The organism is Ensifer adhaerens, assembly GCF_002007205.1.
Classification (GTDB): domain Bacteria; phylum Pseudomonadota; class Alphaproteobacteria; order Rhizobiales; family Rhizobiaceae; genus Ensifer; species Ensifer adhaerens_D.
On the sequence record NZ_LAZS01000012.1, the window covers coordinates 902,130 to 916,472 of the forward strand.

13 protein-coding genes and 3 pseudogenes are annotated in these 14,343 nt (G+C 59.4%); 7 read left to right on the forward strand and 9 right to left on the reverse strand.

Going from position 1 to position 14,343, the window contains the following annotated elements; translation table 11 throughout:
- Positions 1-12: 12 nt before the first annotated feature.
- Positions 13-2,166 (reverse strand): xanthine dehydrogenase family protein molybdopterin-binding subunit, encoded by a 2,154-nt coding sequence (locus XB14_RS29015; RefSeq protein WP_077967193.1) that lies wholly within the window; start codon positions 2,164-2,166, stop codon positions 13-15.
- A gap of 3 nt (positions 2,167-2,169) precedes the next feature.
- Positions 2,170-2,628, reverse strand: coding sequence for a (2Fe-2S)-binding protein (locus XB14_RS29020; RefSeq protein ID WP_077967830.1), 459 nt, complete (start codon positions 2,626-2,628; stop codon positions 2,170-2,172).
- Positions 2,629-2,946: 318 nt separating this feature from the next.
- Between XB14_RS29020 and XB14_RS29025 the strand changes: the two genes are divergently transcribed.
- Together XB14_RS29025 and XB14_RS29030 are read left to right on the forward strand one after the other, a co-directional pair.
- Complete coding sequence (locus XB14_RS29025) at positions 2,947-3,147, forward strand: hypothetical protein (protein WP_077967195.1); 201 nt, start codon at positions 2,947-2,949, stop codon at positions 3,145-3,147.
- Between the two features lie 619 nt (positions 3,148-3,766).
- Positions 3,767-4,312 carry a YidB family protein gene (locus XB14_RS29030; RefSeq protein WP_077967831.1) on the forward strand — a complete coding sequence of 182 codons (546 nt, stop codon included), beginning with the start codon at positions 3,767-3,769 and terminating at the stop codon, positions 4,310-4,312.
- 245 nt (positions 4,313-4,557) lie between these two features.
- Here XB14_RS29030 and XB14_RS29035 read toward each other — a convergent pair whose 3' ends face one another.
- Positions 4,558-5,478 carry an adenylate/guanylate cyclase domain-containing protein gene (locus XB14_RS29035; protein ID WP_077967832.1) on the reverse strand — a complete coding sequence of 307 codons (921 nt, stop codon included), beginning with the start codon at positions 5,476-5,478 and terminating at the stop codon, positions 4,558-4,560.
- A gap of 256 nt (positions 5,479-5,734) precedes the next feature.
- Positions 5,735-6,037, reverse strand: coding sequence for a DUF982 domain-containing protein (locus XB14_RS29040; protein WP_077967197.1), 303 nt, complete (start codon positions 6,035-6,037; stop codon positions 5,735-5,737).
- Positions 6,038-6,430: 393 nt separating this feature from the next.
- On the opposite strand from XB14_RS29040, the gene XB14_RS29045 reads away from it, so the two are divergent.
- On the forward strand, positions 6,431-7,162 hold the full coding sequence (locus XB14_RS29045) for a DUF899 domain-containing protein (protein WP_234804170.1): 732 nt from the start codon (positions 6,431-6,433) through the stop codon (positions 7,160-7,162).
- Between the two features lie 1,098 nt (positions 7,163-8,260).
- Positions 8,261-8,464: a CsbD family protein gene (locus XB14_RS29050; RefSeq protein ID WP_077967199.1), complete on the forward strand. Its 204-nt coding sequence runs from the start codon at positions 8,261-8,263 to the stop codon at positions 8,462-8,464.
- A 160-nt stretch (positions 8,465-8,624) separates the two neighbouring features.
- Here the strand turns inward: XB14_RS29050 and XB14_RS29055 are convergent, their stop codons facing one another.
- On the reverse strand, positions 8,625-9,671 hold the full coding sequence (locus tag XB14_RS29055) for a sulfate/molybdate ABC transporter ATP-binding protein (protein ID WP_077967201.1): 1,047 nt from the start codon (positions 9,669-9,671) through the stop codon (positions 8,625-8,627).
- 221 nt (positions 9,672-9,892) lie between these two features.
- A pseudogene (locus XB14_RS33665) lies at positions 9,893-10,084 on the reverse strand (hypothetical protein); the annotation flags it as partial.
- A 36-nt stretch (positions 10,085-10,120) separates the two neighbouring features.
- Between XB14_RS33665 and XB14_RS33810 the strand changes: the two are divergent.
- Positions 10,121-10,327: pseudogene (locus tag XB14_RS33810) on the forward strand (carboxymuconolactone decarboxylase family protein); the annotation flags it as partial.
- A gap of 217 nt (positions 10,328-10,544) precedes the next feature.
- Here the strand turns inward: XB14_RS33810 and XB14_RS29070 are convergent.
- The 3 genes from XB14_RS29070 to XB14_RS33815 all read right to left on the reverse strand — a co-directional run bounded on the left by XB14_RS29070 (position 10,545) and on the right by XB14_RS33815 (position 11,703).
- Positions 10,545-11,105: a GNAT family N-acetyltransferase gene (locus XB14_RS29070; RefSeq protein WP_077967203.1), complete on the reverse strand. Its 561-nt coding sequence runs from the start codon at positions 11,103-11,105 to the stop codon at positions 10,545-10,547.
- Positions 11,106-11,176: 71 nt separating this feature from the next.
- Positions 11,177-11,383 (reverse strand): hypothetical protein, encoded by a 207-nt coding sequence (locus XB14_RS33415; protein ID WP_077967205.1) that lies wholly within the window; start codon positions 11,381-11,383, stop codon positions 11,177-11,179.
- Positions 11,384-11,574: 191 nt separating this feature from the next.
- Entirely contained in the window at positions 11,575-11,703 is a 129-nt protein-coding gene (locus XB14_RS33815) for a hypothetical protein (protein ID WP_268802325.1), read from the reverse strand.
- Here XB14_RS33815 and XB14_RS29080 point away from each other — a divergent pair.
- A pseudogene (locus XB14_RS29080) lies at positions 11,687-12,096 on the forward strand (type II toxin-antitoxin system VapC family toxin). The gene XB14_RS33815 and the pseudogene XB14_RS29080 sit on opposite strands and share 17 nt — an antisense overlap.
- 210 nt (positions 12,097-12,306) lie before the next feature.
- The gene (locus XB14_RS29085; protein WP_077967209.1) at positions 12,307-14,205 is read left to right on the forward strand and encodes an adenylate/guanylate cyclase domain-containing protein; all 1,899 of its coding nucleotides are present in this window, start codon (positions 12,307-12,309) and stop codon (positions 14,203-14,205) included.
- The last annotated feature ends 138 nt before the right edge of the window (positions 14,206-14,343 follow it).

Genomic DNA, 14,343 nt, shown 5'->3' on the forward strand with positions numbered 1-14,343 from the left:
TTGACGGTGTCCTCAGGACGAAATGACGCTGACGATAGGGAGTTGGCGCACCGGCGCACCGGTCAGTTTTCTCCATGCGTTGGCTACTGCCGGACCGATGGGCGGCACGCCGGGCTCGCCGACACCGGTCGGCTTTTCCGCAGACTTGATGATTTCCACCACGACATCGGGCATTTCGTTTATCCGGATCGAACGGTAATCATGAAAGTTTGATTGCGTGATCTTGCCGCCCTTTCCCAGAGTGATCGCGTCGAAAAGCACGGCACCCAACCCGTAACCGATACCGCCCTCCATCTGCGCCTTGATGATGTTGGGATTGACGGCAACGCCGCAATCAACCGCGCACCAGACCTTATGCACTCGCGGCGCACCATCGGAGCCGACGGAAATCTCCGCGACCTGCGAGACGAACGAGCCGAAGCTTTCGACGACCGCCACGCCTCGGGCCCGCCCCTCGGGTGGCGTTACTCCCCAGTTCGACATCTCAGCGGCCTTGCGCAGGACACCGGCATGACGCGAGGACGCGTCAATGAGTGCAAGCCGACCTTCCACGGGGTCACGGCCGACGCGGGTCAAAAGCTCGTCGACGAAGGTCTCGACTGCAAAGCCCGTGTGGGTATGCCCAACCGACCGCCACCAGAGCGGCGGGATCGGCAACGTGATGTTGTGAGAGATCACCTTGAGGTTGGGGATTTTGTAGGGCAGGTTCGACGCGCCTTCGACCGAGGTCGAATCCAGATCCGCCTTGGCCATGATCGACTGGCCGACGATGATCTGCTCCCATGCCGTAATCTGGCCGGTGGCATCTATCGCGCCACGCATCTTATGGGCGTACATGGGGCGGTAGAAACCGCCCCGAATGTCGTCCTCGCGCGTCCACATGTGCTTGAGCGGGCGGTCGCCGCCGATTGCTGCATAGACGGACGCTGCCTCCTGCATGTAGGGCGAACCGAACTGTGCCTTGCGCCCGAAGCTGCCCCCTGCCAACTGCGTGTTGACGCGAACTTTCTCTTCGTCGAGCGCCAGGATCTTTGCCGCCACCTGCTGATCAAAGCCCGGAAACTGCGCGCCGTTGTAAATGTCGACCGACCCGTCGGCGGCCTTGATGAACACCGCGTCGAGCGGCTCCATCGGCGCATGCGCCAGGAAGGGGAAAACGATCTGGGCTTCAACGGTTTGCAGCCCCTGCTGCCGCAACGCCTCATCGACATTGCCGGTGTTCGTCGCCTCAAGACCGGGCTCATCGAAGTGCCGGACGTATTCGACAGTCAGTTCCTCCGACGAACGGGTTTCCGCTTTCGAGAGATCCCATTCGATCGTCAGGGCATCACGGCCCTTCAACGCGGAAAAGGTATTGTCCGCGTAAACCGCGACGCCCTGCGGCACCAGCTTGATATCGACCACGCCCCGAACCTTGCGGGCATTGCCGTCGTCGAAAGACTTCACGATAGCGCCGAAATGCTTGGGATGGGCAACCACGGCGGTTAAGAGGCCCTCGGGCATGATGTCGAGCGTAAAGACCGCGGTGCCATCGGTCTTGCCCTGGGTATCAAGTTTTGGCAGCTCCGTGCCGATCAGCACGAAATCCTTGGGATCTTTCAGCTTCGGGTCCGCAGGCGCGACCTGTCGCGCTGCCTTGTCGGCGAACGCACCGAAGCCACTTTCCTTTCCCGAGCCTGCATGTTTTATCCGCCCCTTCTCGACGGTAATTTCCGCTGCCGGAACATTCCATTCTTCAGCGGCCGCGGCGACCAGCATGGCACGCGCCGTGGCGCCGGCCTTGCGCATCTGCTCATAGGCATTGGCAATCGAGCTCGATCCGCCGGTGCCCTGCAAGCCGAAGGAGAGATTGGCGTAAACCTTGTTGTCGGTCGGAGAGTGGACCGCCCGCATCTGGCTCCAGTCGGCGTCGAGCTCTTCGGCGACCAGCGTTGCAAGGCCCGTGAAGGGCCCTTGGCCAAATTCAATATGTTTTGACAGCACGGTGACGGTGTCGTCGGGTCCAATCTTGACGAAAGCGTTCATCGCCTTGAGTTCGCCCGAACCGCCGGCCGGAATACCTGTTGACGCAGCCGAAAGAAACCTTGGCGCGATTGCCACACCGATGACGAGCCCAGCACCGGCGAGAAAGGCACGGCGGGTGGGTGTTATGTCGTGAATGGTCATCGCTCAGCCCTCCATCGACTTGGCGGCATTATGGATCGCTGCTCGAATGCGATGGTAGGTGGCGCATCGACAGAGATTGCCGGCCATGGCGCCATCAATCTCGTCGTCCGTGGGCTTGGGCAGGATCTGCAAGAGCGCCACCGCCGACATGATTTGCCCGGATTGACAGTAGCCGCATTGCGGAACGTCCAACCCTTTCCACGCTGCCTGCACGGCTTCGGCCTCCTTGCCCGAAATGCCCTCGATCGTGACCACGTCCGAGCCGTCGATCATGGCAATTGGCGTGATGCATGAGCGTCGGGGCATGCCGTCGAGATGCACCGTGCAAGCGCCGCATTGGGCCACGCCGCACCCGTACTTCGTGCCAGTCAGTTTTTCGAAGTCCCTGATAACCCAAAGAAGAGGCGTGTCGGGATCGCCATCAAACGTGCGTTGTTCCCCGTTGAGCGTGAACGTCACCATGGCTGAGTGTCCTCTAGGCGGAGCCGGCAGGACCGGCTGATGTTCAAAGAATATGCCGGCCAAAGCCCTCGGCCAGGAGATGCTAACTAAGACAAACCCCATGCGTTTTCCGGATCAATTCAAGTGTACGTGATCGCGACTGGGAGCTAGCGCGCCGAAACCTCGGTTGAACGCACGGCGTCCGGGGTTTGTTCCTGGCGATCCCACGCGGGTGCAACGGATGGCGCAGACCGACCCATCTAGATCAGATGCCTCGCCGGGAAACCCAACGACGCCTGAAGCGTTAAACCATTCAGACGGTGTTTAAGGAGGAAGCAAATGGGACGTCCAACCTCGCAAACTGCCAAGGGACGGGAATCGTCGCAAGCACTGAAGAGGAATGCTGCTGCCGAGGAGCGTAAGGTCGAGAGAACCAAAGGTTCGCCGTTGAAGAAGGGTGCGGATCGTTTCGAAGAGCGCTCGGAAAGTTCCGACGGCAAGAGTGCTGGGCAAAAGCAGGTCGAGCGCAAGACGGATTGATCGGCAAAAATTGGCTAGCCTTTACGTTCTGCGTCTAAGGCCCAATTTTCGCCCTATGGAATGGCACGGAAACAGCACTGAGGAAGAGGCCGATCTCGCAGAGACCGCTCAGGATGCCGCCCCAATCCGCCTACGTGCCATTCATTCGCTCCGTCTGTGATACGCTTCTAAAATGGCGGCTGGCCCTAATCGTTCCCGTCGATCCAGAACAGCGAATCCAGATCAGGGGCGGTGGAACACGTAAGGCATGCGCCATCGCCCGGTCGGGCCACCTCGGTTGATCCCGGCTCTATCTTCAATGAACCACCTTGGCGAGAGGACATCCGCGCTTCCTTCCTCCGCCCGCTATGCGATGGACGCCGAAGTTGAGATATCGGGGCATGGAACATCTGCTGAACGGAACAAGAGATGCCGGGTGGAGTTTAAGCGTCTACCGATGCTCCTTCTAACCCAAAGGAAAGGCCATGACCAAGCCAGCCTCGGTCCGCGCCATTGGCGATCCATCCGCCACAACTTCGACGATGAGCAGGCCACCGACCTCGCGCTAACCGCGATCGCGACCTCCGTCGTGAACCAGCAGATGCCTGAACGGGCATATATGACAGAAGAGGAGAAGCACATGGCAAGCACTGCACTTAAAGCCCTGCTAAGTGTCCTTGCGGTGGCAGGATACCAGAATAGGGAGAAGATCGGGGAGCTTCTGAAAGGTCTGACCCAGAACCGACAAGACCAAGGGCCAACCGGTCAGCAGGAGGCGGGAGGAGGTTTGGGTGACCTGCTTGGCGGTCTGACTGGAGGCTCCGGTGGTCTCGGCGGACTTGGCGGCTTGCTCGGCGGTTCATCGACGGGCGGCGTGTTGACGGGCGGTCTAGGCGATCTCCTCAAGCAGTTCGAGCAGAACGGGCACGGGGAGACCGCAAAATCCTGGGTGCAGACCGGTCCAAACAGCGAAATTAATGATAGGCAGTTATCCGAAGCGCTCGGGCCGGAAGTCCTGGAGGATCTTTCCGCGCGGACGGGTCTTTCCCCTGAGGAGATTTTGAGCCGCCTCAGCCGAGATCTGCCAAAGGCGGTTGACGATCTGACACCCAACGGCGTCGTGCCTCAAGAGGACGACCCTTTCGAAGGGCAGATCACTCCTCCACCCAAAACCCAAATCATATAGTCGCAAGAACGCTGAAGAGGCCGTCGCAAGGCGGCCCTTCAGCGCGCCCAGAATGTGAAGGCAAGCCTTTGGCGTTTCTCAAGGGAGGGGTTGCACAGGATCACACGCGCTACCCTAGCGGCACTTCGACAATCGCTTTGCATTCTTGCTGAACATCCCACGCGTCCCGGCCGCAGCCGGCGCTAACCCATCTGCTTTGCAATCCATTTGGCGTTGACGCAGTCATGACGAGGATCGTTGTGTGTTTATTTGGCGTGAATGTCTGCCAACAAGATCTTGGCGAGATCGACGAACTGGCCCGTCGGATACTTTGACAAATACGCTTCAATCATCTCGGCGTTACCGGTGTCTCGCACCGTTTCCCAGAATGAAACCTCGATACCGGGATCGCCCTCCCCAGACCCGCCTTGAGCAACGCGCGCGGCTGCGAGTTCGGCGAACTCGCCCGCAGGGTATCGCTTCAGGTACAGGAGATATTCGGCCGGGTCATCGCTCTCCTGTACCGCTTCCCAGAAAGCCACCTCAACCCGGCGCGCTTCATCTTTGTCTTGGTCTTCCGACAAGGTCTGTTCGACCGAGGAGGATCGTTCCGGGTGTTCGACGGACGTTAGCTCCACATTGGGGCTTGGTTCGGACTGCGGGTCAAACAGGACACGGAACACCCGGAGCGGGCGCGCAATGTTCTTGACCTGATGCTCACCCAAATCCTCAAAGGCGGTATCAACGCGATCACGCAGATGATCTCGTACTCCTCGCGTCACACAGATGCCGCCGGCATCGGCGAGGCCTTCAAGCCGGGCGGCGATGTTGACCCCATCCCCAAAGATATCGCCGTCTTTCACCAGAACATCGCCGACGTTGATCCCGATGCGGAAGTTCATCTTGTGTTTGTCGGCAAGCGGCCGGTTGGCACGCCACATGGCTTGCTGAATGGCTATCGCGCAGTTGAAGGCATGGACGATTGAGGGAAATTCCGCCAACACGCTGTCCCCCGCGGTCCCGAAGATCTCACCATGAGCACTTTCGATAAGGCCGTCGACGATAGTGCGATGCGATGTCAAGGTCGCCAGGGTCTGTTCTTCGTCGGCATTCATCAACCGGGAGTAACCTTCGATATCGGCAGCCAGGATCGCTGCAAGCTTTCTTTCAAGTGGCGGCGCCTCCATGTGAACGATCCAATCCAACGCCTTCGTTTCGATGTGCAGTCGATCATCAACCAATGAGCACGCGGCTTTGTTCCTTCCGGGAGTGGTTGAGTTCGTCCGCGGGCGTATCACCCAAGCGCCGAAATTTTCTCGGCCGAGATCAGCCTTGAGCGCGGGTGCCGCAAGGGTTCACACACGGTACGTTCCCGCTGCGCTTGCCCTCGCACCAAGGCATCGGCCAGAGGTGAAAGGCTTCAAAGTTGAAGTCCTGCAAGCCTTAGCGCAGAACTCCTGCGTCACGGGCAGCTTCTTCAAAGGCCAATCGGGCCATGTAACCAGGCAGGTGACCATTCATGGCTTCGAGACAGGTGGTCAAAGCAACCTGATATGCTGGACCTGACCTAGATCCAGACCAATTGTTTCGCAAAACCGCTATCGCTTCACTGGCTGATCCAACCAACACCTCGTGATCCACATTGGGCAGGCTGATCACAACGCTTTCGTTCCAGGGCGCCGGTTGTTTTGCCTTCTCTGGATCGCGTCCGTAGCGTTCCTCGTGTTCCCACCGATCCTCTGCCATGGCGTTCTCCTTCTCGAACACCCTCAAACCGGAAAAACAGGAATGCGTTCCCAGTTCTTTTAACGATCGAGGGCACTGATCCGGCCCCTTCTTATCGCCGATCCGCCTTCGTCCCGTTGTCGATGGGTGCCCCGGTTAGGCTCCTTACAAATGAGCTTCTTGCCAAGGGCGCGCCGGGGAGAGGGCATTGATGGTCGAGATCGGCGTCTAACCATGGTGTAGGTATCGGTGCTCTCCACATGGAGGTCCGGCCGCCTAACCGTCGGTCCGGATCGTTGATCAGGGGATTCTGCCTGCCACCAGACCTTCGGCGCGCGATCCGCTTCAGGAGCTGTGGAACCGTGCGCGTGGGATGAAGGTTGAAGAGGCGATTGCCGTAGGAGATTTTGCAACATGGCCAACGAACCACCAGGAATTCCCGCACCTTCATCGATTGCCAAACATATCGAGTGGCCCAAAGTCGTAGCGAAAGAAGAGTGGGAGACTGCCCGAAACGCGCTTCTCGCCAAAGAGAAGGCGTTGATGAAACAAAACGACGTGTTGGCGGCGGAGCGGCGGCGGCTGCCGATGATGGAGGTAGCTACCGACTACAGGTTTTTGACAGCCGACGGAGAAACGGATCTGCTCGGCCTTTTCGCAGGCAAGCGCCAACTTATAATCTACCGCTTTTTCTATGCTCCCGACGTAGAGAATTGGCCGGACGGCGCGTGCTCGGGCTGCTCCATGTTTGCAGACAGTGTCACCCATTCCGAGCACTTGGCCGCGCGCGACGTCTCCCTCGTCTTCGCATCAACCGCATCTCAGGAAAGGATCGCTGTCTATAAGACGCGAATGGGCTGGTCGACGCCCTGGGTGACATTGCCAGACGCTCGCTTCTCCAGCGATTTCGATGTCAAGGAAACGTTCGGCATCAACGTCTTCGTCCGCGAGGGGAACCATGCCTATCGCAGCTACTTCACGAACGGCCGCGGCGTGGAAGCGATTGGTCCGATCTTTACGTTTCTCGACCTGACACCTCTTGGTCGACAGGAAACCTGGCAGGACGCACCGTCTGGCAGGCCGCAGGGAGATCCATACACGTGGTGGCGCCTCCACGATCACTACGGTCTCGCAAGCAAAACCTGATGGCTTGAGCCGGGCGGCCAGTGTCCGCAGATTGGAGGCTGAAGGCGCGTCCGGCAACGGCTTCCGCCCTCTCGGATTCGCAGGCATGTCGACTTTGTTGCCTGCATGCGGAACCTATCTGCGTGGCATCGGTTGATTGGATGAAAGGAGGTTGACATGAACCAGATTATCTATCTCGTCGGCCTTGTCGTTATTGTGGTCGCAATCCTAGCCTTTTTCGGGATTGGTTAGAATTGTTCATAAGTCTCCGCTCGGCGAGCAGGAGCTTTTCGATTTTCTAAGGTTCTTGCCCCAAGGTGACAGATCCCTCGCCTTGAGAGGACACGAACCGGCGACGCACATCCGCAGCCGTTCACACCGGGAACAGGCGGCATGAAAAGCGGGTGTCCTGAACAAAGGAGCCAACCGTGTCGCATTCAACAGACTTGCCTCTTTTTGAAGATGACCTCGAAGCCGGGCTCGCGGCCTACATGACCGATCCGGACCATTCACCGCCGCCGCCGGCCGAGCCGCCGCGATCGAGAATATTTTGCGCGACTGGCTTGTCGCTCATCGGTACATGGCCGACGTGCCGGAGCCCACTCCGGTTCGGCTGGATTCCAAGGGAGTGAACCGAGAAGAAGTACAGTATCCGGGTTTTATCAAGTAGCATCCCTGACACATGACCGGCTCTGCCGACAAACCGACAACGCCACCACTCGTTCGCGGGAACACTGAAGCTCAAGACATGTCGCAAAAGTGTCTCACTCGCCGGGTCGATGGCGTTGTCGTCGAAGTCAAATTGAACCAGGACATGGCAACGACCCTCGCGAGGCTTCCGGATGATCCTTCGCTTTCTTCGGCGAACCACACGTACTCATTCCGCTCGAATGTGAACTCTACTTTGCTGATGCTCGCCTTTCCAATTGGCGAGCGATACCGTGCCGCACGAAATGACCGCCGGCCAGGGCTCCGCTCACCCTTTGCCATCCCCCCACTTGAATTGTATCGAGGAGATTACGATCACGCTCCCCCGGGCTCCTTCGCGGGTAGGCTGGCTTTGAACAAATGCGTAGCCAAGGCGTTTAGCTTCTATCCACATTCATAGGAGGAAATGACATGGATTGGGACCGTGTTGAAGGTAACTGGAAGCAATTCAAGGGAAAGATCAAGGAACAGTGGGGCAAACTGACCGACGACGACTTGGACCAAATCGCCGGCAAACGCGACCAGCTCGAAGGCAAGATTCAGGAACGTTATGGCCTCGAAAAAGATCGGGCACGACAAGACATCGATGACTGGTTCGGCCGGCAAACCTGGTAAATTCCAGAGCCCCGCCCCAGGCGGGGCATCTGATTGCGCCCCAAGCGGCCCGACGGCCACAGCGCGTCGGTCCCCAGCGTGCCCTCCCTCGCCCTTCGCCTCACCGTTCGGGAAAAGTTGCCGCGGACGTACCGGCGCTGATCGACATTGCTGATAGATACTACTGCTCGCCGCGAAAGAGCATCCACTTTGTTGGCTTGAAGGCGATACGGCTCTCGCGGGGAAAGAGCGCTCGATCGGGCGGCAGTTCGAGCTCCACGACTGAAGCGGATTTTTCCAACTTCACCTCAAGGTGCCGAGTGCCTGCCACGCGCCGGCTTCCGGTGATAGACCCCAAAAGACCGTGTTCGGAATCCATGACGAGTTGTATATCGTGGGGCCGAAAGTAAAGGTCCGCCTGACCATCGTGCTCATTTGTCGCCGGTAGTCCCGTAGATCGGCCCTCGAGCCAGATCTCACCGCCGGAAACAGTGACGCTTAGGCAGTTCGACTGGCCAATAAACCCGTAAACGAACTGAGACACCGGGTTATCGTAGATCTCGTCCGGCGTGCCCGTCTGCTCGATTGAGCCATTGTTCAGCACGACAATACGGTCGGCCAGCTCAAGCGCCTCCTCCTGGTCGTGCGTGACAAAAACGGTCGTGTATCCAGTTCGATCGTGGATGTCGCGCAGCCACCGTCGCAATTCCTTGCGCACTTGGGCGTCCAGCGCGCCGAAAGGCTCGTCAAGCAACAATATCGTCGGGTTGACCGCCATTGCGCGTGCGAGCGCTACGCGTTGTCTCTGGCCGCCCGAAAGTTGAGCGGGATAGCGCATTTCGAGGCCAGAAAGCTGCACAAGTTCGAGCAGATCAAGCGCGCGATTGCGGATCTCTTCTGGTGGTGGCCGCTTGTCTGAAACGCGAACCTTCAGCCCAAAAGCCACATTGTCGAGCACCGTCATGTGCCGAAAGAGCGCGTAATGTTGGAAAACAAAGCCTATGTTTCTTTCCTGCACGGTCTTTTGCGAAGCGTCTTCGGCGCCAAAGAAAACCATGCCCTCGGTCGGGTTCTCCAGGCCGGCTATCAGACGGAGTAACGTCGTCTTTCCTGAGCCGGAGGGACCAAGCAAAGCAACCAGTTCGCCCGAGCGAATGTCGAGAGAAACTTCGTCGAGCACGCGAACGCGGTCGAACTCTTTGCTCAGGCCTTCAATTCGCACGTCCATATGAGTCGCCGCGCTTCATGAATTTGTCAAATCGGAACGCGCGGGAAGAGATTTTGTTCGTCGTGCAAGTCATATGGATCTCTTGCCAGTGAAGCGTTCATCGCCTGCAAGGCGGGAGGAGGAGGCATTGGCCGGCCGATGGCGCGCGCAATTCCCCCTAAACCTGTGGCCGACAGCGGCATGCCTCCGAACGTTTCACTCGTGCTTCGGGGTGAGTTCTCTCACTTCGATTTTCGCGGCCGGATCGCATGCCGCTCCCTATTCGAACCGTCCTCTGGCTGAAGCATCCTGCGAAACTCATCCCGCCGTTCATGGATGGATGCTATTACCGGACCCATCGGAATGCCGATGCCAACGAGCACCGCCTGCGACAGCTGGAGGCTGGCTTCGATGGTCTCTGGCCCGCATCCGTCAGGCAGCTTTCACAGATCAATTCCGCGTTCGGAGTCGTGCCAAACCTGTTCAGGGCGGTCGCAAACTGGCCGGCGGGGGGCACCAAGCTCGGCGAGCAGATCGCAGTGGCAATCGCCGACCGCAACAATTGCAACTACTGCCTCGCAGCGCACACCGGTCTCGGCCGCAAAGCCGGCGCGACCGCGCAAGAGATGGCAGAGGCGCAGGCCGGCCGTTCCGAAGATCCACGCGCGGCCGCAGCCCTTCAGTTCGCCGTCAAGGTAGTCGATCGGCGGGCGGGAATAGAGACGGCCGACGTGGACGCGCTGAAGGCAGCAGGGTTACCAACCACGGTTCACGAACGACCGCTGCGCGCGCCATGTCGGTCGTCAAAGCTACATCGTCCACTTCTAGAAGCGGACATCGCCGATAACCAGACCAGGCGCTCGTATGCCACAAACGATGTGATCGAGCTGAAGCTCAACGCGGCCGCCGCAGCATCGGGACGAGCGTCGGCGACGAACCGGCCTGGATCGCGCCGAGCGGTTCGAAGCCGTAGCGTCGGTAAAACGGAATGTTGCGCGGGTTCGACGATTCCAAATAGGCTGGCACATGATCGCGATCGCACCGTGCGAGTGCGTACGCCATCAAGGCGTCGCCGTGACCTTCGCCTTGGTGCGCCGGGTCGACGCCGATCAGCGGCAGGTACCAATGTGGTTCGGTCGGGTGGTATGTGGCCATCTGCTCGAATATGGCCGTGGTTTCGGGGGTAAGAGAGCGCGCAACCGTGCTCTCGAGCACCGCAGCGAGGGCTTCCTCGTCGGAATGCACCCCAGGCGGTAGCCACAGCGCCGTCCCGGCGTAGCCGTCGGTGCAAAAGGCGCTTCCGTTGGAGAATGCGCTGCTCCCGAACGCCCGGATCATTCGCGGCATGGCCGCAAGATACTGGTCTGCACGCGGCCAGGTCCATCGCGCCATAGGATCCGCTGCAAACGCCAGCACGACCGTTTCGATCGCCAGATCTTCCTCGGCCGCGGCCATAACTCTCACTGTTAGCGATTTCACACTGCCCTCCTGACGTAGGTGGTCCGACGTGGCGCCCGCGCCCGTTCTCAGTTGCACATCATAACCCGGATGGCGTGGAGCGATGTCGATTGCATGATTGCGCCCGGAACGGGAGTGATAGGCGGCGCCTCGTCGGGGCCGACGTCGGGCTCTGGCTCTTCGATCGGCGGCTCAGGCAGATCTGGCGGAACGTCCGGCGGCAGGTCCGGCGGGAATTCGGGGTCTGGTGCGTCCGGTATCGGTGTCCTCGGCATGTTAGCCTCCTATTTCAAGGTGCAACCGCGACCAGGCGTTGTTTGTTCCACGCGGGGCGCCGGCTCGCGACTGCCATCGAAGCCCGGCCGACACAGCGCTCAGTAGCCGGCCGCGATCGCAGTGGGCTAGGGCAACGACATCAGAGCTCTTGAAACCTAACCACGAAGTAAGTCCTTTGAAAAATCATTCCTTACAACGGTTCGACAATGACGACGACGGTTACAGCCGCTTCGCACAGCTGCGGGGGCATGCCGGCAAAGGGCTGGATACTGACGCAATCATGGCCCTCACGCGTGGCAACCGTGATATTCGTAGACACGAATGTTCTTCTCGACATCGTAACCGATGATCCGACATGGGCCGATTGGTCCATTGCGCAACTCGAAAACGCAAGTCTTGGGGGACACTATGGATCAACGATATCGTCCATGCAGAACTGGCCGTTCGCTACGATCGGATCGAAGAAGTCGACGCGCTCCTTGATGAAGCCGGGTTAGAATTCGCGCCCGTTCCGCGGGAGGCTCTCTTTCTGGCCAGCAAGGTTTTCACGCGATATCGCAAAGCGGAGGGAACAAGAACCGGCGTTCTCCCAGATTTCTTTATTGGTGCACATGCGGCCGTCATCGGGCTGCCGTTGCTCACGCGTGATGTTGCTCGCTATCGAACCTATTTTCCGACACTGACATTGATTGCGCCAGATTTGCGAACCTAATCGCACTTGAACGAAACAACGGCCGCACCGGCATCCATTCCGCTTGCGCCTCGCGGCGAACGAGCCTGACATGCGTTGGCGCGCACTGGGACTCCCTGCGGCGTTCAGTAGACGTGTTGGATGAAACGCGGGTTCCCCTGAAGCACTGTTGGTCGGCCGTTTCATTTAAGTGCGACCAGTCCTATAATCCGGTGGCTTTAGGCTGAACCAATGGAACGCAAGCTTTCCGCCATCCTCGCTGCTGATGTCGTGGGCTATTCCGCGCTGATGGAACGCGACGAGGCTGGCACATTCGAGCGCCTTCGTGCCGGACGCAAGGAACTCTTTGAGCCGGAGATTGCCCGCCATCACGGCGAGATTTTCAAGCTCATGGGTGACGGGATGCTCGCCGAATTTGGCAGCGTGGTGGACGCCGTCGAATGCGCCGTCTCGCTGCAGCGCGGTCTGGCGGAACGGAATGCCGCCGTCCCCGGGGACCAGCGGATCCAGGTCAGGATTGGGATCAATCTCGGCGAGGTCATCGTCGAGGGCGAGGACCGGTATGGCGAGGGCGTCAATGTCGCGGCCAGGCTTCAGCAACTGGCAGACCCGGGGGGCATCTGTGTCTCGGGAAAGGTCGCCAGGGAAGTTGAGAAGAAGCTGGCTTTTGGCTTCGAGCCGATGGGCGAGCAGAAGGTGAAGAACATCGCCGAACCGGTGCAGGCCTTCCGCGTCATCCTTGAGGGACAAGCCCCCCGCCGACCAGCGCGATCATCGCCGCCGCGCTGGGTTTGGGCAGCAGCAGCCGTGCCGCTCCTTATTCTGGTTTCGGCCGGGGCGGTCTGGCAATTCTGGCCGACAGCAACAGAAAGCGGCAAACCGTCGGTAGCGGTGCTGCCGTTCGACAACTACGGCGGTGACGAGGCGACCGGACGCCTCGCCGATGGCCTCACTGAGGACATAATCACCGATCTGGCGGGGTTCCCTGAATTCCAGGTGATCGCCCGTAACTCGATCGAACAATACCGGGACAAACCAGCCGGACCGAGTGAAGTGGGTAAGGCGCTTGGCGCCGGATTTGTGGTCGAGGGCTCCATCCAGCGTCAGTCTGACCGCGTAAGAATTACGGCGCAGCTCATCGACGCCAAAACGGGCAAACATCTTTGGTCGCAGCGCTGGGACCGGCCGGACGAGGACTTGTTCGCGATCCAGATCGAAATTTCCGAACAGATTTCGAACCGCCTCGGCGGCGGCGCGGGTTTGGTCCAGGAGGCGGGCCGCATCACTGCCCACCGAAAGCCGCCCGAGAATCTCAATGCCTACGAACTTTATCTGCTCGGAACCGAAAAACTCGAGCAAGTCAATCAGGCGGATGTCGAGGAGGCCGTCAGGCTGCTCAACCGCGCAGTCGAACTGGACCCCGGCCTTGCCCGCGCCTGGGTCGAACTTAGCCATTCCCATGGTGTCTTGACCGGTTTTGGGGTTGAACCCGAAAAGAACCGGGCTCTGTCTGCCGAGGCTGCCGAGCGTGCCGTCCAGCTCGACCCGAGCGATGCCGAGGCGCATGCTGTTTATGCCATCATTTTAGGTGACAGAGGCGAATTCGAACGCGCCAAGGCAGAGTTCGACACCGCGCTGCGCCTCGCACCCGGTCAATTCGAAGTTTTGACGTTCTATATCGATTGGGCCTCGACCTTCGGCGAGCCTGAGCGCACCGCGGAACTGGTCGACAAGGCGATCAGTCTCAACCCCGGTTTCCCGATGTGGAGTGCGAGGATTTTCACTCATGCCTACTTCATGGCTGGCCGGTATGAGGATGCCCTGCGGATGCTTGACCGCTTGACGCCGGAAAACTATGGCAGGAAACACTGGGTGATGCGTTCTGGCGCGCTTGCGGCTCTTGGCCGAACTGAAGAAGCGAAGGTCTCAGTAACGGACGGACTCAAACGGTTTCCCAATTTGACCGTCGAGGGATTTGTCAACATTCCCGGATTCAACGAAGCGGAGCGCCAGCGGTTGATCGAAACCATGCGGCTGGTCGGCTTTCCTGATTGCGCCAAGGCGGAAGAGCTCGCGAAGATAGAGAAGCCGTTGCGCCTGCCGGAGTGTGCTTCGCCGCAACCACATTGAAGGGCAGCCGCGGATGACAAACATCTCGAAGGGGCCGAAACGCGACCTTCGTTTCACTGACCGAAAGCCCAGATGTCTTTCTCGATAAGTGCCTCTGGCATCGTCGTCCCCGACGGGGCCACTTCTCTTGTGTGCTCC